The 18,059-nt window shown below is 72.3% G+C and carries 17 protein-coding genes; 12 read left to right on the top strand and 5 right to left on the bottom strand.

What is annotated here, in order from left to right:
• Positions 1-31: 31 nt before the first annotated feature.
• Positions 32-1,462, top strand: a complete 1,431-nt coding sequence (pyk, locus tag EDF34_RS00660; protein ID WP_118766620.1) for a pyruvate kinase — start codon at positions 32-34, stop codon at positions 1,460-1,462.
• A 59-nt stretch (positions 1,463-1,521) separates the two neighbouring features.
• On the opposite strand, the gene EDF34_RS00665 is transcribed toward pyk, so the two are convergent.
• Genes EDF34_RS00665 through EDF34_RS00675 form a run of 3 tightly spaced genes read right to left on the bottom strand, consistent with a single transcriptional unit; the run spans position 1,522 to position 4,302 of the window.
• Entirely contained in the window at positions 1,522-2,418 is an 897-nt protein-coding gene (locus EDF34_RS00665) for an ABC transporter permease (protein ID WP_123369471.1), read from the bottom strand.
• A complete protein-coding gene (locus tag EDF34_RS00670) occupies positions 2,408-3,133 on the bottom strand; it encodes an ABC transporter ATP-binding protein (RefSeq protein WP_233575231.1) in 726 nt (241 codons plus the stop codon). The genes EDF34_RS00665 and EDF34_RS00670 overlap by 11 nt, the downstream gene beginning before the upstream one ends.
• A 59-nt stretch (positions 3,134-3,192) precedes the next feature.
• Positions 3,193-4,302, bottom strand: a complete 1,110-nt coding sequence (locus tag EDF34_RS00675; protein ID WP_123369473.1) for an ABC transporter substrate-binding protein — start codon at positions 4,300-4,302, stop codon at positions 3,193-3,195.
• A gap of 518 nt (positions 4,303-4,820) precedes the next feature.
• On the opposite strand from EDF34_RS00675, the gene EDF34_RS00680 reads away from it, so the two are divergent.
• From EDF34_RS00680 to EDF34_RS00690, 3 genes are read left to right on the top strand one after another with little or no spacing between them, the layout of a single operon-like run.
• Positions 4,821-5,237: a DapH/DapD/GlmU-related protein gene (locus tag EDF34_RS00680; protein ID WP_233575112.1), complete on the top strand. Its 417-nt coding sequence runs from the start codon at positions 4,821-4,823 to the stop codon at positions 5,235-5,237.
• Between the two features lie 37 nt (positions 5,238-5,274).
• Positions 5,275-5,670, top strand: coding sequence for a Fur family transcriptional regulator (locus tag EDF34_RS00685; protein ID WP_123369475.1), 396 nt, complete (start codon positions 5,275-5,277; stop codon positions 5,668-5,670).
• The gene (locus EDF34_RS00690; protein WP_123370586.1) at positions 5,667-6,137 is read left to right on the top strand and encodes a GNAT family N-acetyltransferase; all 471 of its coding nucleotides are present in this window, start codon (positions 5,667-5,669) and stop codon (positions 6,135-6,137) included. The genes EDF34_RS00685 and EDF34_RS00690 overlap by 4 nt, the downstream gene beginning before the upstream one ends.
• Here the strand turns inward: EDF34_RS00690 and EDF34_RS00695 are convergent.
• A complete protein-coding gene (locus EDF34_RS00695; protein WP_123369476.1) occupies positions 6,126-7,061 on the bottom strand; it encodes a hypothetical protein in 936 nt (311 codons plus the stop codon). The two genes, EDF34_RS00690 and EDF34_RS00695, sit on opposite strands and share 12 nt — an antisense overlap.
• 182 nt (positions 7,062-7,243) lie before the next feature.
• Between EDF34_RS00695 and EDF34_RS00700 the strand changes: the two genes are divergently transcribed.
• The 3 genes from EDF34_RS00700 to EDF34_RS00710 all read left to right on the top strand — a co-directional run bounded on the left by EDF34_RS00700 (position 7,244) and on the right by EDF34_RS00710 (position 12,624).
• On the top strand, positions 7,244-9,406 hold the full coding sequence (locus EDF34_RS00700) for an Ig-like domain-containing protein (protein ID WP_148076544.1): 2,163 nt from the start codon (positions 7,244-7,246) through the stop codon (positions 9,404-9,406).
• A gap of 145 nt (positions 9,407-9,551) precedes the next feature.
• Complete coding sequence (locus EDF34_RS00705) at positions 9,552-12,329, top strand: cation-transporting P-type ATPase (protein ID WP_123369478.1); 2,778 nt, start codon at positions 9,552-9,554, stop codon at positions 12,327-12,329.
• 91 nt (positions 12,330-12,420) lie between these two features.
• The gene (locus EDF34_RS00710; RefSeq protein ID WP_123369479.1) at positions 12,421-12,624 is read left to right on the top strand and encodes a BldC family transcriptional regulator; all 204 of its coding nucleotides are present in this window, start codon (positions 12,421-12,423) and stop codon (positions 12,622-12,624) included.
• 3 nt (positions 12,625-12,627) lie between these two features.
• Here EDF34_RS00710 and EDF34_RS00715 read toward each other — a convergent pair whose 3' ends face one another.
• On the bottom strand, positions 12,628-13,554 hold the full coding sequence (locus tag EDF34_RS00715; RefSeq protein WP_123369480.1) for an NADP-dependent oxidoreductase: 927 nt from the start codon (positions 13,552-13,554) through the stop codon (positions 12,628-12,630).
• 61 nt (positions 13,555-13,615) lie between these two features.
• Here EDF34_RS00715 and EDF34_RS00720 point away from each other — a divergent pair, with 61 nt between their 5' ends.
• The 5 genes from EDF34_RS00720 to EDF34_RS00740 are packed head-to-tail and all read left to right on the top strand — an operon-like array spanning position 13,616 to position 18,051.
• Entirely contained in the window at positions 13,616-14,152 is a 537-nt protein-coding gene (locus tag EDF34_RS00720) for a YqgE/AlgH family protein (RefSeq protein WP_123369481.1), read from the top strand.
• Between the two features lie 27 nt (positions 14,153-14,179).
• Positions 14,180-14,533: a VOC family protein gene (locus tag EDF34_RS00725; protein WP_123369482.1), complete on the top strand. Its 354-nt coding sequence runs from the start codon at positions 14,180-14,182 to the stop codon at positions 14,531-14,533.
• A 58-nt stretch (positions 14,534-14,591) separates the two neighbouring features.
• A complete protein-coding gene (locus EDF34_RS00730) occupies positions 14,592-14,969 on the top strand; it encodes a hypothetical protein (protein WP_233575113.1) in 378 nt (125 codons plus the stop codon).
• On the top strand, positions 14,966-16,423 hold the full coding sequence (locus EDF34_RS00735) for a DUF2252 domain-containing protein (protein WP_123369483.1): 1,458 nt from the start codon (positions 14,966-14,968) through the stop codon (positions 16,421-16,423). The genes EDF34_RS00730 and EDF34_RS00735 overlap by 4 nt, the downstream gene beginning before the upstream one ends.
• A gap of 5 nt (positions 16,424-16,428) precedes the next feature.
• Complete coding sequence (locus EDF34_RS00740) at positions 16,429-18,051, top strand: MFS transporter (RefSeq protein ID WP_123369484.1); 1,623 nt, start codon at positions 16,429-16,431, stop codon at positions 18,049-18,051.
• The last annotated feature ends 8 nt before the right edge of the window (positions 18,052-18,059 follow it).

The raw sequence follows: 18,059 nt of genomic DNA on the forward strand, positions 1-18,059 counted from the left end.
ATCAGAACCCGAAAGGCATAGGCTCGCTTTCATGCGTAGAGCAAAGATCGTCTGCACCCTTGGTCCCGCGACCGAGTCCCTCGAGCAGATCCAGGCCCTGGTTGACGCCGGCATGGACGTGGCTCGGATCAACCGCAGCCACGGCGAGGCCAGCGAGCACGCGAAGGTCATCGCGAACGTCCGGGCCGCCGCCCAGGCGTCCGGCCGCTCGGTCGCCGTCCTCGTCGACCTGCAGGGCCCGAAGATCCGCCTCGGCCGCTTCGTCGAGGGCAAGCACGACCTCGCGGTCGGCGACACCTTCACCATCACGACCGACGACGTCGACGGCACCAAGGAGCGCGTCTCGACGACGTTCAAGGGCCTGACCGGTGACGTGAACCCCGGCGACCCGATCCTCATCGACGACGGCAAGGTGCTCGTCCGCGTCATCAGCGTCGAGGGCAGCGACGTCGTCACGCGCGTCGAGGTCCCCGGCACGGTCTCCAACAACAAGGGCCTGAACCTGCCGGGCGTCGCGGTCTCCGTGCCCGCGATGAGCGACAAGGACGAGGCCGACCTGCGCTGGGGCCTGGCCCAGGGCGCGGACTTCATCGCCCTGTCGTTCGTGCGCAACGCGGCCGACTACGACGGCGTGCGCCGGATCATGGACGAGGAGAACCGGGTCGTCCCGGTCATCGCCAAGATCGAGAAGCCGCAGGCCGTGGACAACCTGGCCGAGATCATCGCCGCGTTCGACGGCATCATGGTCGCCCGCGGCGACCTGGGCGTCGAGCTGCCGCTCGAGCAGGTGCCGCTGGTGCAGAAGCGGGCCGTCGAGCTCGCGCGCCGCAGCGCCAAGCCCGTCATCGTGGCCACGCAGGTCCTCGAGTCCATGACGACCAACCCCCGCCCGACGCGCGCCGAGACCTCGGACTGCGCCAACGCGGTGCTCGACGGTGCGGACGCGGTCATGCTCTCGGGCGAGACGAGCGTCGGCGACTACCCGATCGAGACGGTCCGCACGATGGCCCGCATCATCGAGGCGACCGAGGAGCTGGGTCGCGAGCGCATCGCGCCCCTGGGCTCCACGCCGCACACGCGCGGTGGCGCGATCACCCGCGCCGCGGCCGAGATCGGCGAGACGGTGGGCGTGAAGTACCTCGTCACGTTCACCCAGTCCGGTGACTCGGCGCGTCGCATGTCGCGCCTGCGCTCGGCGATCCCGCTGCTCGCGTTCACGCCCGAGCACGCGGTGCGCAACGTCCTGTCGCTGTCGTGGGGCGTGCAGACGTACCAGGTGCCGTCGGTCGGCAGCACGGACGAGATGGTGCACCAGGTCGACCAGACCCTGCGTGCCAACGGTCTGGCGGAGGACGGCGACTACGTCGTCGTCGTCTCGGGCGCGCCGGTGGGCGTCGCGGGCTCGACCAACTCGATCGTCGTGCACAAGATCGGCGACGAGGCCGGCGGCCGCATCGCCTGACGCATGAACGAGTGAAGGGCGGCCCCGCTGGTGCGGGGCCGCCCTTCTCGTGTGCGAGCTCAGCTCGTCGAGACGCGCCCGGTCAGGCCGCGGGCGCGCAGCACGTGCCGCTCGATCGGCGCGAACACGAGCAGCTCGACGGTGATGCCGACGAGGAAGATCAGCGAGATCGCGGCGACGACGAGCGGCATGTCGCTGGTCTCACGGCCGATGTCGAGCACCTGCCCGAGCCCGATGCCCAGCTTGGCGGAGTAGGTGATGAGCTCGGCGGCCATGAGCGAGCGCCAGGCGAAGGCCCAGCCCTGCTTGAGGCCCCCCAGGAAGCCGGGCAGCGCGGCGGGGAGCAGCACGTACCGGATGCGGGTCCAGCCGCGCGCACCGAGCACCTGGCCGACGCGGAGGTAGAGCGGCGGGATCTGGTCGGTGCCCGCGAGCAGCCCGTTGACGATCGAAGGCACCGCACCGAGCAGGATGACCGCGTAGATCGCCTGGTTGGTCAGCTGGAACCAGATGATCGCCGCGGGCACCCACGCGACCGACGGCAGGGTCTGCAGACCGGTGATGATCGGCCCGAACGCGCGGCGCAGGAGATTCGACGCGGCGAGCGCGACCCCGATCGCGACACCGAGCACGACCGACATGGCGAAGCCGACCGCCGCGCGCTGCAGGCTCAGGCTCACGGCGCGGCCGGCGGTGCCGTCGGCGACCGACGAGACGAAGGCGGACCAGGTGTCGGCCGGGCTGGGCAGGGCGTAGCTCGGCTTGAGCTCGAGCAGGTAGGCGACCTGCCAGACGGCGACGATCGCGGCGAGCGCGGCCAGCACGGGCCACACGGAGTGCCACGCGTCGCGCCACCAGGGTCGCTGCTCGACGACGACCGGGCTCTCGAGCGCGTCGAGGCCCGCGGCGAGGTCGCCGGCGCGGGACTCCTTCAGGGCGGGCGTCTCAGTGGCCATGGCGGGCGATCTCGTTTCGCAGGTGCTCGGTGATCTCGAGGCTGAGCGCGGACACGTCCGGGTCCTCGATGCGCCGCGGCTGGGGGATGTCGATGTGCCACTCACGGGCGATGCGGCCGGGACGTGAGGACAGGAGCACGACGCGCTGGCCGAGGCGGACCGCCTCGCGGACGTTGTGGGTCACGAACAGCACGGCCCGGCCGGTGTCGCTCCAGATCCGGGTCAGCTCGTCGTGCAGGACGTCGCGCGTGATGGCGTCGAGCGCCGCGAACGGCTCGTCCATGAGCAGCAGGTCGCCCTCCTGGGCGAGCGCCCGAGCGAGCGCCACCCGCTGCCGCATGCCGCCGGAGAGCTCGTGCACCCGCTTGCCGTGCGCACCCTCGAGGCGCACGAGGTCGAGGAGCCGGACGGACTCGGTCCGGCGCTCCGAGCGCCCGACGCCGCGCAGGCGCAGCGCGAGCTCGACGTTCTCCCCGGCGGTCAGCCACGGGTAGAGCGCGGGCTCCTGGAACATCAGGGCCGGGCGCCCGGTGGGGACCTCGACCGTGCCGGAGGTCGGCTTGTCGAGGCCTGCGACGAGCGACAGGAGCGTCGACTTGCCGCAGCCCGAGGCGCCGAGCAGGCAGACGAACTCGCCGGGCGCGACGGTGAGGTCGATCCCGTCGAGCACCGGCGGTCGCGTCGTCTCGCCGAAGTGGTGCGAGACGCCGGTCAGGCGTGCCGCGACGGCGGCCGGGGCATCGGTGCCCGGGCCGCCGGCCGCCGTCGCGGTGGTCACGTGGACTGCCCCAGCCCAGCGTCGGAGACGGCCTCCTGGCCGTTGTCCTTCAGCACCTCGTTGAGCAGGGTCAGGTCGTAGATGCCGTGCAGGTCGGTCTTGTCGGCGACGCCCGCGGCGACGCCGTGGTCCGCCGAGGTCTGCAGGCTCGAGGCGATCGGGTCGAGCGTGACGCGCAGGTTGCCCCAGGCCCGGTCGAGCACCTCGGGGGACAGCGACTTCCCGCTGAGCTTGTCCAGCGCCGCGTTGGCCGCGGTCTTGGCCTCGTCGTCGTTCTTCGAGATCCAGTCAGCCGTCTGGTACTCGGCCTCGATGAGCTCCTTGACGGTGGCCGGGTACTTGTCGAGGAAGTCGGTCGAGACGATCAGGTGGGTCGTGACGAAGTCCCCGTTCGGCCACAGGTCCTTCTCGTCGACCAGGACGTGCGCGCCGCCGTCGATCACGAGGCGCGAGGCCCAGGGCTCGGGCAGCCACGCGCCGTCGAGCTCGCCGGCCTTGAACAGGTCGAGGGTCTGGGAGTTGTCCTGGGGTGCGATGTCCACGTCGCTGTCGCCGCCGGTCAGGCTCGTCTTCAGGCCCTGGTCGGACAGCCAGGCGCGCAGCGCGACGTCCTGGGTGTTGCCCAGCTGGGGCGTGGCCAGCGTCGTGCCCTTGAGGTCGGCCGGCGTGTCGATGCCGTCGCGGACGACGAGCTGCGCACCGCCCGACGTCGCGCCGGACACGATCCGGATCGCCTTGCCGTCGGACTTCGAGAAGGCGTTGATCGCCGGGTTGGGGCCGACGAAGGCCGCGTCGATCGCGCCCCCGAAGAGGGCCTCGACGGCCTCAGGGCCGGCGTTGAAGATCTGCGTCGTCAGCTTCGTCGTGCCCAGGTCCTTCTGGAACGTGCCGTCGTCGACGCCAACCAGCGCGACGGCGTGCGTGAGGTTGGCGAAGTAGCCGAGCCGCAGCTCGGGGGCATGCGCGGTGGCGTCGCTGCCCTGCGGCGAGGCGTCGGCGTCGCCGGACGAGCAGGCGGCGAGGGTGGCGACGAGGCCGGCGGCGGCGATCGCGGCGATGGCGGTGGTGAGGCGGCGGGAGCGTCGTGTGCGTGCTGCGGTGGTCATGGGGTTCCTCGAGGGCAGTGGCGGTGTGAGCCGGGGAGCGACGGTCAGCGGGGCGTCGTCAGCGACATCGGTCGGCGTGCGCGCCGGCGCGCAGGCGTCCGCGGCTGGGGCCGTGGATCGTGGTGGGAACGGGCGCCATGGGGCGCTACCTCCGCGGGGGACGGATGGCGTGTGCGTCGCACCCGGGGCCGTCGTGCAGGACGGCAGAGGCCGGGCGTCGAACGCTCGGCCAAGGTGGGGGACTGGGGCCGGGAGCTCAGACGTTCCGCGGACAACAGGTGCTCGCGGCAGGCACGACGTGGCGACACGTCATGGCTGCGCGGCTCGTCTGCATGGGTCGAGGATGTCGGTTCGTCCCGCTCGTCGGGAGGGGTGTCTCGATATCTGGACTATTCCGCTAGGGATTGGTGAGAAACGGGTTGGAATCTTGTGGGGCCCTCGCCCGTTATGTCAGCTGAGAACCGTTCCGACGGGCCGGCGCGAGCCGGTCACGGAGCATGACGAGCACAGGAGGCGGCGTGGCACGCGTGGCAGCACGGGTCGAGTTCGAGGCGGACAACGGCGAGGTCGTCCGTTACGTCCGGCACGCGAACGGCGGCGGGTTGGTCTCACCCCAGGCGCGGGTCGACCAGGACGCGTACGTCGCCGCGAACGCCTACGTCGAGGCGGGCGCGCACGTGGGCGCCCGGACGAGGGTCGGTGCGGGCAGCTGGCTGGACTCCGGCGTCGTGGTCGGCGCCGACGCCCTCATCGGGCGCAACGTCCACATCGGGCCGGCGACGCGGGTGGGCAACCGCGCCCAGGTCGGCGCTAACGCGCGGGTCGGCCGGGCCGTGGAGATCGGGCAGGGCGCTCGCGTCGAGTCCGACGCGATCGTCGCGGACGGCACGTCGGTCGGTGGCCGGGTTGCCCGCCAGGCCGCCCGACCCGCCTAGTCTTGCCCCTGGACCGCTCGACGGGGAGGAGGACGTGATGATCGGACAGCGGGTGACGCGCCAGCGCCTGGCCGTCGGCGCCCTCATGGAGGATCTCGACGACTTCCGCAGCGCGCAGCAGATCCACGCCCTCCTGCAGGCCCGAGGCGACGAGATCGGCCTCGCGACCGTCTACCGCACGCTGAGCGCGATGGCGGCGAACGGCGAGTTCGACGTCCTGCGCACCGAGGGCGGCGAGTCGCTCTACCGCCGCTGCGAGCGCGAGACGCACCACCACCACATCGTCTGCCGCAGCTGCGGTCGCACGGTCGAGGTGCAGGGACCGGACATCGAGGCGTTCGTCGCGTCCGTCGCCGCCAAGAACGGTTTCGTCGACGTCACGCACACCGTCGAGATGTTCGGTACGTGCACGGCGTGCGCGGCGACCGCGTGACCGCACCGCACCTCGTCCCCTGCTCCGGCCAGCGCGAAGTCGACGACGCGCGTGCGCTCCTCGCGGCCTCGGACCTGACGCTCAGCGGCCTGGGGGAGGCGGGGGTCCACCTCTGGCTCGCGCGTGACGACGGTGGTGCCGTGGTCGCGACGACGGGCTACGAGGCGAGCGAGGACGGTCATGACGTCCTGGTCCGCAGCGTCGCGGTCACCCCCGGCCTCCGGGGCCGGGGCCTGGGGCTCGGGCTGGCGTCGTGGGCGCTGGAGCGCGCCGTCGAGGCCGGCGCTGCACGGGCCTGGCTCTTCAGCCGGCGGTCGGGTCCGTTCTGGGAGCGGGCCGGCTTCACCCCGGGCGACCGAGACGAGATGGCCCGGCGCCTCGCGTCGACCCACCAGGTCCGCCAGTTCGTGGCCACCGGCCAGCTCGGCCGCGAGGTGGCGTGGACGCGCCGGCTGTCAGGCGCCTGAGCCCCACCAGTCCAGGACCCGCAGCGCGCGCAGCGTGTTCCACCGGCTCGGCTCGCCGACGGTCTCGAGATCGAGGTGGACCGCACCGCGCGGCACACGGTCCAGCAGCCACCGTCCGTCGTCCTGCCGGCGGGAGCGCACGTGCTCGACCGCCTCGGCCATCCGCGGGTCGGGTGCGACGCCTGCGGCGCGGAAGTGGTCGAGGGCCCGCAGGACGTCGTACTGCCAGTAGTACGGGAAGGCGAGCTCGAGGTAGGTCGGGTCGGCGACCTCTCCCGTGCTCCTGCGCCGGAACAGCCCGCGCTCGAGCAGGTATGCCTGGCCACCGTGGATCGCCTCGCGGACCTCGTCGGAGCCCCCGGTCGCGTGCTCGAACGCGAGCAGCCCGTCCAGGACGTTGATCGTCGTGTCGAACGACGACACGACGGACCCGTTCTCGACCTCGCAGTTCCACCCGCCGTCCGCCAGGCGCTCGCCCAGCACCCGGCCGACGAGCGGTGAGACGTCGACCCCGAAGTACGCGCCCGTCTCGATGGTCCGGCCGTTGATGCACGGTTCGACCTCGCCGTCGAAGTAGCGCTGCCCGTCGTGCTCCCAGCGGCCGTTCTCGGCGACGAGCGTCACGGCCCGCCGGGCCGACGCCGACGCGGGGTCGAGGCCGAGCAGCTGAAGGGTCTGGAGCGTGTGCATGGTGGCGGTCCAGGGCTGCCCCTCGCCGTCCGGGACGGGCTCGCGCGGGAAGCACGCGCCGCCCGCCCACAGCCCGTCGGCGTCCTCGAGCGCGAGGAGCCGGGCGCCCCAGCCCTCGTGCTCGACACGTGTGCGCTCCGCGGCGACCTCGCCCGGAGGAGCGTCCGTGAGGTCGCGCAGGGTCTGCCACCGGATGGCCGGGTCGCCCTCGAGGAGCCAGTCGATCGTGCTCATCGCGCCAGGCTAGACCGGCCCTCCGACAAGGTTCCCGGGGCACGGGCCGGCGCGTACCCCTTCCCTGCGCGATCTCGTCCGACGTTCACACGAATGCCGCTCCCGAACTGCCTACGACGGTGGGTCCGAGTTGGTACGTTCCGCTCGGATCGAGCAGGACACACCAGGGGGAGACGATGACGATGTCCACCAGGCGCGACGCGCGTCCGACGTGGCGCACGCTCGGGGTGGTCGGTCTCGTGGTGACCCTGGTCGCCACGACGCTGGCCGGCATCGGCGGTCCGGCAGCAGCGACGACGGCGCAGAGCGGGCGCGCGACGGCTTGGACGACGATCAGCTCGGCCGGCGACGCGACCCCGCAGTTCGCGGACGCGCAGAGGATCGGGCTGTGCGACCCCGCAGCGACCCCCGCGTGCACCGTCGAGACCGTTCGCCGTGCCGAGTGGACCTTCGGCGACCTGCCCGTCCTCGGCGAGCTCGCACCGTCCGACGTCACGAGCGCCGTCCTGGTCGTCCGCACGTCGGACGGCCCCAGCTGCGGGGCGAGCACCGTCGAGGTCTACGCACTGCCCGAGCAGGGGGCCGACTGGGGGAGCGCCTCGGCGTGGACGACCGAGCGGAAGGTCGACGAGCGCGCCCCCTCCTACGGCGACCCGTGCCCGAGCGTGACGCCCCGCTACGCCGAGTACGACGTGACGGCCGCTGTGCGTGCTGCGGCTGACGCCCGCACGCCCCTCGTCGTGGGTCTGAAGATCGCCGATGAGACCTGCTCCTCGTGCGCCCGCGACGTCACGCCGGGCGCGACGATCTCGGTGCGGTACAACCGCGCACCGGACACCCCGACCGGCCTCGTGACCGCTGGCCGGTCGTGCCTTCCCGGGCAGCCTGTCTGGGTGCGCGACGCGCCGATGCTCTCGGCCTCGGTCAGCGATCCGGACGGCGGCGGTCAGGCGCCCAGCGTGACGTTCACGGTCTTCGGGCTGGCAGACCCTGCGACGCCCGTGTGGACATCGACTCAGCCGCCGGGATCGCACACCGTGCAGGTACCGGACGGCATCGCCGTCGACGGCCAGGCGTATCGGTGGACCGTGGTCGCCGTGGACAGCGACGGGCTCTCGAGCCGCGGTGCGTCGTGCGACTTCCGCGCCGACTTCACGCCGCCGAGGTCGCCGGTGATCATCACGCCCGTTCTCGGTGAGCCGGCTCTGTACCTCGAGGACGGGTGGGGCGGGGGAGGCGGCATGCGCGGGTCGTTCGAGCTCGCTGCCGACCCGGCCGACGACGTGGTCCGGTTCCTCTACGACTTCGACGACACCGCACTGTTCACCTCCGTTCCGGCGGGGCGGGACGCCGTCGTGTCCTACACCCCGCCGAGCAGCTCGATGCCGCACACGCTGACCGCGCAGGCCGTCGATGCAGCAGGCAACGTCGGTCCCACCGTCACGTACCGGTTCTTCGTCGCCGGCTCGCAGGCCCCACCGGCGCCGATCACGGTCGCACCCGTCGCGACGCGGACCTACGGCAGCACGATGCCGGTCGACGTCCGGATCTCCGACATCGACCCGACCCCGTCCGGCACGCTCCTGCTCCGCGAGGGCAGCACGCGGCTCGGAGCGGCGACCATCACCGGCCGGACCACGCGCCTCACGATCCCTGCCCGGGCTCTCGCGGCCGGACGCCACACGCTCCAGGTGACGTTCCAGGCGCATCCCCAGACGGGTGCGTCGAGCATCCCGGTCACCGTCTCGGTGGCCAAGGCGGCTGCGTCCGTCGTCGCGTCGACGCCGTCGCGCAGCACCTACGGCGGCACGCGGACCGTCAGCGTGCGAGTGGAGGCGCAGGCCGGATCGGGCACGCCCACGGGCAGGGTCTCGGTGCTCTGGGGCACGCGCACGCTCGCCGCGGCCACGCTCACCGCCGGTCGTGCCACCGTGACCCTGCCACGCGCGTCCGTCCCTGCGGGCAAGCACGTGCTCACGGTGCGCTACGGCGGCACGTCCAGCGTCGCACCCGCCGCTCGGAAGGTCGCCATCACGGTCCTGAAGGCCCGCGCGTCCACGACCGGGCGCCTGGTCGATGGGCACATCGCCGCTGGCACGCACGGTCGCATGGTCGTGCGGGTCAGCGCCGCGCACGTCACGCCGACCGGCACGGTCGAGATCCTCGAGCACGGACGCCTGGTCGCGAAGGCGAAGCTGCACCGGGAGGACAGCGGTCGGGTGTCTGTTCGTCTGCCCGTGCTGTCCGCGGGTTCGCATCGGCTCACCGTTCGGTACCGCGGGACGACGAGCATCGCCGCAGACGCGGCACCGGCGCGCACGCTGGTGGTGAGGCGAGCCACCTAGCGGCTCCTCGAGTCGGGGCGCGGCGGGAGCGACGGCGGGCGGACGAGGCTGGACAAACTTCTCGCCACGACTGCCCCCACGGCGCATCCCGTCGCGCTAGCGTTGCAGGCCAGAGGGCCCGAACGCGCAGTCGAGAGGAACTCTTGTGACATCGACGTCTGCCCCGCCGGAGGTTGCGACCGAGGACCAGCCCACGCGGTGGTGGGCCCAGGACGTGGGCGCGGCCGCCGGCGCCCTGGGCAGCGACCTGTCCAGCGGCCTGAGCTCGGCCGAGGTGGCCGAGCGGCAGGCGCGCTACGGCCCCAACAAGCTGGTCGCCCAGGCACCCCCCTCCCTGTGGGCCGTGGTGCTCCAGCAGGTCCGGGACCCGATGAACATCATGCTCGTCGCGGTCGCGGCCGTGAGCGCCGCGATCGGGCAGGGGTCGACCGCCCTGATCGTGGGGTTCCTCGTCGTCCTGAACGTCCTCATCGGAGCGCGGCAGGAGATGCTCGCGCGCAAGAGCGTCGACGCGCTGGCAACCATGCAGGAGCCGCAGACGCGCGTCCGCCGGGACGGCGTGCTGTCGCTCGTCCCTGCGCACGAGCTCGTACCGGGCGACGTGGTGGAGATGGAGGCGGGCGACATCGTCCCCGCCGACGGCCGGCTCGTCCGGACCGCGACGATGGAGACCCAGGAAGCGGCGCTGACGGGCGAGAGCACGCCGATCGGCAAGGACGTCGCCACGCTCCCGGACGACGAGGTGCCGCTGGGCGACCGCGCGAACATGGCGTTCCAGAACACGTCCGTCACCCGGGGGAACGGGACGATGCTCGTCACCGCGACGGGGATGAGCACCCAGATCGGCGCGATCGCGACGCTGCTGTCGTCGGTGCAGAAGACGAAGTCGCCGCTGCAGCGGGAGCTCGACAAGCTCACGAAGGTCCTCGGGGTGATCGCGTGGAGCGCGGTCGCCGTCATCGTGCTCATCGGGATCCTGCGCGGCGAGTCGGTGAGCGACCTGCTGTTCCTCGCGACCGCGGTCGCGATCTCGGCGATCCCCACGGGCCTGCCGACGTTCGTCCAGGCGATGCTCGCGTACGGGGCCCGGCAGCTCGCCGAGGCGAAGGCCGTCGTGGCGAACCTCAACGACGTCGAGACGCTCGGGGCGACGAGCTCGATCAACTCGGACAAGACCGGGACGCTCACGCTCAACGAGATGACGGTGACCTCGCTGTACGCGCTCGGCCGGCGGTTCACCGTCGAGGGCACCGGGTACGGCAAGACGGGCCGCGTGCTGCACGCGGCCGGAGGCGAGGTGCCCGACCTGACGCCGCTCGCGTACGGCCTGTGCCTCGCCAGCGACGCCACGGTGTCCGACGCCGGCGACGTCATCGGCGATCCCACGGAGGCCGCGCTCGTCGTCCTCGCCGCCAAGCTCGGCATCGACGCGGTGGAGAGCCGCCGCACGTACCCGCGGGTCGCCGAGGTGCCGTTCGACTCCGCCTACAAGTTCATGGCGACCGCGCACTGGTTGCCCTGGCGCGGAGACCGCACGCTCGTCGAGGTCGTCAAGGGCGGCCCCGACGTGGTGCTGCAGCGGTGCACGCACGCGCTCGCCGGTCCGGGGGAGGTCGTCGACCTCGAGACCGTGCGAGCCGAGATCGAGGCGGAGCAGGAGCGGCTCTCCGCCCAGGGCCTGCGCACGCTGGCGTTCGCGACGCGCTTCCTGGTGCCGGCGGACGAGGCGGGGATCGTCGCCGACCCGATGTCGTACGTCGAGCAGCTGATCTTCGTCGGGCTCGTGGGGATCGTCGACCCGCTGCGGCCCACGGCCAAGGTGGCCGTGGAGGTCGCGCTCCGCGCGGGCATCGAGGTCCGCATGATCACGGGCGACCACGCCGTGACCGCGAGCGCGATCGGCGCGCAGCTGGGGCTGGGGCCCGGCGCGATCAGCGGCCCGGAGCTCGCGCGTCTCACCGACGAGGAGCTGCTCGAGCAGCTGCCGCGCCTGCACGTCTTCGGTCGGGTCACCCCCGAGGACAAGCTCCGGCTGGTGCGACTCATGCAGCGCTCCGGGCAGGTCGTCGCCATGACCGGTGACGCCGTCAACGACGCCGCCGCCATCAAGCAGGCGGACATCGGCGTGGCGATGGGATCCGGCAGCGAGGTGACGAAGCAGGCCGCGCGGCTCGTGCTGACCGACGACAACTTCAGCACCCTGGTGCATGCGGTCGAGCTGGGTCGCAGCATCTACCAGAAGATCACGGCGTACATCCGGTTCCAGATGAGCCAGCTGATCGGCCTCGTCGTGCTGTTCCTGGCGGCGAGCGTCTTCGACATCGCGGACGGCGTGGCCATGACGCCGATGATGGTGCTGTTCCTCAACTTCTTCGTGTGCGTCTTCCCGGTGATCGCGATCATGCTCGACCCGGTCGGGCCGGGGATCATGGAGCGTGCGCCGCGTGACCCGAAGCAGGGGATCAGCAACGGCCACGCGGTGCGGCGGTGGATCCTCTACGGCGCCATCCTGTGCCTCTCGTCGGGCGCGCCGCTGGTGCTCGGCCCCGACACCCCGACGCCCGACCACGCGACCGCGTCGATGACGATGGCCTTCGTCGTCATGGGCCTGGGCTCGGTGCTGTCCGGGCTGGTGCTGCGGCGTGAGCCCGAGTCGGGGCTGGCGGCACCGCTGCTGTCCGCGGTCAAGGTGCTGTCGGTGCCGGCGATCCTCGTCGTGCTGGCCACCGAGCTCGACTTCCTGCAGGGCTGGCTGACGACGCAGTCGCTGTCCGGTCCGCAGTGGCTCATCTGCCTCGGCCTCGCGCTCGTCCTCCCGGTCGTCGCGGAGCTGGACAAGGTGCTCGCCCGGCGTCGCAGTGCGGCGCCGCGGCAACCCCTCGGGGCGCAGGACGCACTCGTCCCGGCGCGGGCCAGGCGGTGATGCGGGGGGCTGCCTGAGTGGGCGGAACGGTTGCCGAGGGCATACGGTCGAGGTTCGAGCGGGACACCGACGACAGCAGGAGGCGTTCTCCGTGACGGCTGACCGAGGCGACGACGACGAGCTGCTGACCCCGCGTGAGGTCGCGCACCTGTTCGGCGTGGACCCGAAGACCGTGACCCGCTGGGCGCGCGCCGGCCGGCTCACGACGGTCCGGACGCTCGGGGGGCACCGCCGCTACCTCCACTCGGAGATCGACGCCCTGCGCATCCCCGAGCAGCCCGGCGCACCGGAGTAGGGGTCAGTCGACCCGGACGACCACCTTGCCGCGCACGTGGCCGCCCTCGCTGAGCCGGTGCGCCGCGGCCGAGTCGGCCAGCTCGAAGACCTCGGCCACGTCGACGCGGATGCTGCCCGCCTCGATCAGCGCGGTGAGCGCGTCGAGGTCGGCCGACGACGGCCGCACCCAGACGTAGTGGCCGCCGAGCTCGTCGCGAGCCGCGGCCTCGACGATCGACGCGACGGTCCCGCCCGGCGCGAGCAGCGCTCGCGTGGTCTCGACGAGGTCCGGTGTCCCGTAGTCCAGGACCACGTCCACACCGTCGGGCGCGATACCGCGCACACGGTCGACGAGACCGTCGCCGTACTCGACGGGCTCGGCACCGAGCGACCTCAGGTGCTCGTGGTTCGTCGTGCTCGCCGTGCCGATCACGCGCGCGCCCCGAGCCACGGCGATCTGCACGGCGAACTGCCCGACGCCGCCAGCGGCGGCGTGCACGAGGACCGTCTGGCCGGACGTGACGCCGGAGCGCTCGATCGTCTGGAACGCCGTGAGTCCCGCGAGCGGGACGGCGGCCGCCTCCTCGAACGACAGCGACGCGGGCTTGCGGGCCAGGGTGCGCACGGGTGCCGCGACGTACTCGGCGAGCGTGCCGCCGTGCATCCAGTCCTTGCGCACGTAGCCGTAGACCTCGTCGCCGACGGCGAGCTCGGGCGTGTCGAGGCCGGCACGCTCGACCACGCCGGCCACGTCCCAGCCGGGGACGACCGGGAAGTCGGCGTCCATGAGCGGGTCGAGGTAACCCTGACGGACCTTCCAGTCGACCGGGTTGACCGACGAGGCGCGCACGCGGACGAGCACGCTGTCCGGTCCGACCTTCGGGGTGGGCTGCTCGGTGAGCTCGAGGACGTCGGCGCCGCCGTAACGGGAGTAGGTGATGGCTCGCATGCCTCGACGCTAGCTCGCCGTGCGCGGCGCGGCCTCCCGACCAACGTCCCATGATGGAGGCATGGACTCGCTGCGCGGGCAGCTGCTGGTCGCGACGAACCGGCTGCAGGACCCGAACTTCCGCCGCACCGTCGTGCTGCTCCTCGAGCACAACGAGGACGGCGCGTTCGGTGTGGTGCTCAACCGCCCGCTCGAGGTCGAGGTCGACGACGTGCTGCCCGGCTGGAGCGAGGTCGTCGACGGGCCGAGCCTGGTGTTCCAGGGCGGACCCGTGGGCCTCGACGGCGCGATCGGGGTCGCCACGGGCGGCCCGACGCTCGACCTCATGGCCGCGCCGTTCGGGCTGGCCGACCTGGACGCCGATCCGCAGGAGGTCGTCGGATCCTGGACGGGTCTGCGGATCTTCGCCGGTCACGCGGGCTGGGGCGGCGGGCAGCTCGAGGCGGAGATCGACGAGCGCTCGTGGTTCGTCGTCGGCGCACTGGTCTCCGACGCCTTCACCCCGGCACCCGACCAGCTGTGGCGCAGCGTGCTCCGGCGGCAGGGCCGTGACCTGGCGATCGTCGCCAACTTCCCGGACGACGCACGGTGGAACTGACGTCGGCGCCCGTGGCAGGGTGACGGCATGGAACGCGTGCTCGGCATCGGTGGCTACTTCCTGCGCGCGGCCGACCCGACTGCGCTGGGAGCCTGGTACCGCGACGTCCTGGGCCTCGACGCCGACGAGCACGGCCAGTGGCAGCAGGCGGAGGGGCCGACCGTCGTCGCCGCCTTCGAGCACGACACGGACTACTTCGGCTCGCGGGACCAGCGCACGATGCTCAACTTCCGCGTGCGCGACCTCGACGCGATGCTCGCCCAGCTGCGCGAGCACGGCGCACAGGTCACGTCCGAGACCCAGGACATGGACGGCGTCGGCCGGTTCGGCTGGGTGACCGACCCTGAGGGCAACCGGATCGAGCTCTGGGAGCCGGCCTGACGGGCTTCATGCGTTCTGCGTGACGACGACGCGGCGCGCACCCGCGAGTGTGGGTCCCGTGGACAGCTTCATGCAGTGGTTCTGGCTCCTGGTGTGGTGGTTCGTGCTCCTCACGTACCTCGTCGTGATCTTCCACATCGTCACCGACCTGTTCCGGGACCACGAGCTCAGCGGCTGGTGGAAGGCGCTGTGGCTGATCGGCCTGGTCGCCGTGCCGTTCCTCGTCGCGCTCGCCTACGTGATCGCTCGGGGGTGGGGGATGAGCGAACGCGAGGGGGCGCGGCTGGTGAGCGCCGGCACGGGCACCGCGACCTACGTCCGCGAGGTCCCGGGTCCGTCCCCGACCGCCGATCTCGCGAAGGCGAAGGCTCTGCTGGACGCCGGGGTGATCGACTCCGGGGAGTTCGCGACCCTCAGGGCGAAGGCGCTGGCGTGACGGGGGGAGCGACGAGCGACGCCACCGCCGACGGGCACGACGGGGTCGAGGGTCGCCGTGCCGCCGGGCGGGCACTGCGAGAGCGGGCCCCGTTGGCCGCACACGCCCTGTGGTCGACGGATGACGGCGCGCGGCACGATCCCGTCGCGCTGCTCGAGGAGCAGGACGCCGCCAGGGAGTCCGACCTGGTCCCGGTGCGGCACGGTCGCATGCTCGTCTCGCCCTTCACCTTCTACCGCGGGGCCGCCAGGATCATGGCGGCCGACCTGGCCGGCACTCCGACCTCCGGGCTGACCGTGCAGCTGTGCGGCGACGCGCACCTGTCCAACTTCGGCCTGTTCGCGTCACCAGAGCGCGTGCTCCTGTTCGACCTCAACGACTTCGACGAGACGCTGCCCGGGCCGTTCGAGTACGACGTCAAGCGCATGGCCGCCAGCTTCACCGTCGCGGCCGGGCACAACGGCTTCGACCCCTCGGAGTGCCGCGAGATCACCCGTGCCGCGGTCCGCGCCTACCGCGAGGCGATGCGCGAGTTCGCCCTGATGCGCACGATGGACATCTGGTACGCGCGACGGGCCGAGGACCAGCTCGTCGCCGCCGTCGAGGAGGCGGCACGCCAGCAGAAGGACCGGGCCAGCAAGGGGATCGCGAAGGACGCCGCGCGCGCGGCCAAGAGGGGCGCGCGCAAGGCGCGGACGCGCGACAGCCTCCAGGCTCTGTCGAAGCTGGCCGAGCGCGTCGACGGCACGTACCGGATCGTCAGCGCACCCCCGATCGTCGTTCCCGCGCGTGACCTGGCCACGGACATCGGCGTCTCGGCGGACGAGCTGCGCGACATGATCGACCAGCAGTTCGCGGCGTACCGGGCCACCCTGCAGGACGACCGCCGGCAGCTGCTCGAGCGGTTCGAGATCGTCGACATGGCACGCAAGGTCGTCGGCGTCGGAAGCGTCGGAACCCTCGCGTTCATCGTCCTCCTGCAGGGACGCGGCGAGGACGACCCCCTCTTCCTGCAGGTCAAGGAGGCGGGCCCGTCGGTCCTGGAGGACCACCTGCCGGCGAGCCGCTACGCCAACCCGGGCGAGCGGGTCGTCCAGGGTCAGCGCTTGATGCAGGCCTCCAGCGACATCTTCCTCGGCTGGAGCCGCGGGGTGCGGGAGGGGCGCACCTTCTACTGGCGTCAGCTGCGGGACATGAAGATGTCCGCGGATGTCGAGGCGATGAACCCGATCTCCATGGACCTGTACGCGCGCGAGTGCGGCTGGACCCTGGCGCGCGCGCACGCCCGCTCGGGCGACCCCGTGGCCATCGCCGGCTACCTCGGCAAGCGGGACGACTTCGACCGGGCCGTGGCCGAATTCTCCCGGAGCTACGCCGACCAGAACCGCAGCGACCACGACGCGTTCGCCGAGGCGGTCCGGACTGGCCGTCTCTCGTCGGTGGACGGGGTGTGAGGGCGATGGGCGCGACCGACGGACGGACGCGGGCGGCTGCCGGCGCGGGGCTCGTGCTGATGACCCTCGCGTCCGGCCAGTTCGTGATGGCGCTGGACACCACCGTGATGAACACGGCGATCGCCACGGTCGCCAAGGACGTCGGGACCACGGTCACCGGCATCCAGACCGCGATCACGCTGTACACGCTCGTGATGGCGTCGCTGATGATCACCGGCGGGAAGGTCGGTGCGATCCTCGGCCGCAAGCGGGCCTTCAGCATCGGCGCGGTCGTGTACGCCTGCGGGTCGCTCACCACCGCGCTCGCACCGAACCTCACGGTCCTGATGCTGGGCTGGTCGGTCCTCGAGGGGATCGGCGCGGTCCTGATCCTGCCGGCGATCGTCGCCCTCGTGGCCTCGAACTTCGCCCAGCCCGACCGCCCGAGGGCCTACGGGCTCGTGGCGGCGGCCGGCGCCGTCGCTGCCGCCCTCGGGCCGCTGATCGGCGGCGCGTTCACCACCTACGCGTCGTGGCGCTGGGTGTTCGCCGCAGAGGTCCTGATCATCCTGGTGATCCTCGTGCTCGCGCGGCGGATCACCGACACCCCCGCCCAGCCGGGGGTGCGCCTCGACCTGGTCGGCACAGGCCTCTCGGCGCTGGGTCTGTGCCTGGTCGTGCTGGGGATCCTGCGCTCGGGGGAGTGGGGCTTCGTCCAGCCCAAGCCGGACGGCCCCCGGTGGTTCGGTCTGTCCCCGGTGATCTGGCTGCTCCTGGCGGGAGCCGCGGTGCTGATCCTGTTCGCGCGTTGGGAGAGCCGCAGGATCGCTGCGGGCAGGAGCGCGCTGTTCGACCCCGCGATGCTCCGCAACGTGCAGCTGCGCAGCGGGGTCGTCGCGTTCCTCTTCATGTACATGGCCCAGAACGGGCTGTTCTTCGTGGTCCCGCTGTTCCTGTCGATCGCGCTCGGTCTGTCGGCCATCGAGACGGGGGTCCGCCTGCTCCCGCTGACTCTGACGCTGCTGCTGTTCGCGGTCGCGATCCCGAAGCTGCGGCCGAACGCGTCCCCACGCCGGGTGGTGAATGCCGGCTTCCTGGCGATCCTGGTCGGGACCCTCGTGCTCATCGCCCTGCTCGGTGTCGGGTCGGGGCCCGAGATCGTGACCTGGCCGCTGCTGCTGGCCGGGGCCGGCCTGGGGGCGCTGGCGTCGCAGCTCGGGAGCGTGACGGTCTCCGCGCTGCCGGACGAGCAGAGCGGCGAGGTCGGCGGGCTGCAGAACACCGGGTCACAGCTGGGTGCGTCGATCGGCACCGCGCTGGCCGGCGCGGTGCTGGTCTCGACGCTGACCACGTCGTTCTTCCTCGGCGTCGAGAACGACGACCGCGTGCCGCCGGAGGTGGCCGCGAGCGCGCAGACCCAGCTCTCGGCCGGCGTCCCGTTCCTCTCGGACCCGGACCTCGAGGCCGCCCTGGCGGAGGCGGACGTCCCGGCGGAGACCGCCGACGCGGTGGTGGCCGCCAACACGGAGAGCCGGGTGGATGGCCTTCGTGCAGCGCTGGCGGTCCTCGCCCTGGTCACGCTGCTCGCCCTGGCCTTCACGCGCGGCATCCCCACCGTCCAGCCGGGCAGGAGGGCCGCTCCGGGCTGACGAGCTCC

Source organism: Cellulomonas sp. PhB150 (assembly GCF_003755175.1).
In the GTDB taxonomy this organism is placed as follows: Bacteria; Actinomycetota; Actinomycetes; order Actinomycetales; family Cellulomonadaceae; genus Cellulomonas.

Excerpts from the sequence above, each read along its gene's own strand:
- EDF34_RS00700 (WP_148076544.1), top strand. The coding sequence starts at position 7,244 with ATGTCCACCAGGCGCGACGCGCGTCCGACGTGGCGCACGCTCGGGGTG.
- EDF34_RS00715 (WP_123369480.1), bottom strand. The coding sequence starts at position 13,554 with ATGCGAGCCATCACCTACTCCCGTTACGGCGGCGCCGACGTCCTCGAG.
- EDF34_RS00665 (WP_123369471.1), bottom strand. The coding sequence starts at position 2,418 with ATGGCCACTGAGACGCCCGCCCTGAAGGAGTCCCGCGCCGGCGACCTC.
- EDF34_RS00695 (WP_123369476.1), bottom strand. The coding sequence starts at position 7,061 with ATGAGCACGATCGACTGGCTCCTCGAGGGCGACCCGGCCATCCGGTGG.
- EDF34_RS00720 (WP_123369481.1), top strand. The coding sequence starts at position 13,616 with ATGGACTCGCTGCGCGGGCAGCTGCTGGTCGCGACGAACCGGCTGCAG.
- EDF34_RS00725 (WP_123369482.1), top strand. The coding sequence starts at position 14,180 with ATGGAACGCGTGCTCGGCATCGGTGGCTACTTCCTGCGCGCGGCCGAC.
- pyk (WP_118766620.1), top strand. The coding sequence starts at position 32 with ATGCGTAGAGCAAAGATCGTCTGCACCCTTGGTCCCGCGACCGAGTCC.
- EDF34_RS00740 (WP_123369484.1), top strand. The coding sequence starts at position 16,429 with ATGGGCGCGACCGACGGACGGACGCGGGCGGCTGCCGGCGCGGGGCTC.
- EDF34_RS00675 (WP_123369473.1), bottom strand. The coding sequence starts at position 4,302 with ATGACCACCGCAGCACGCACACGACGCTCCCGCCGCCTCACCACCGCC.
- EDF34_RS00685 (WP_123369475.1), top strand. The coding sequence starts at position 5,275 with ATGATCGGACAGCGGGTGACGCGCCAGCGCCTGGCCGTCGGCGCCCTC.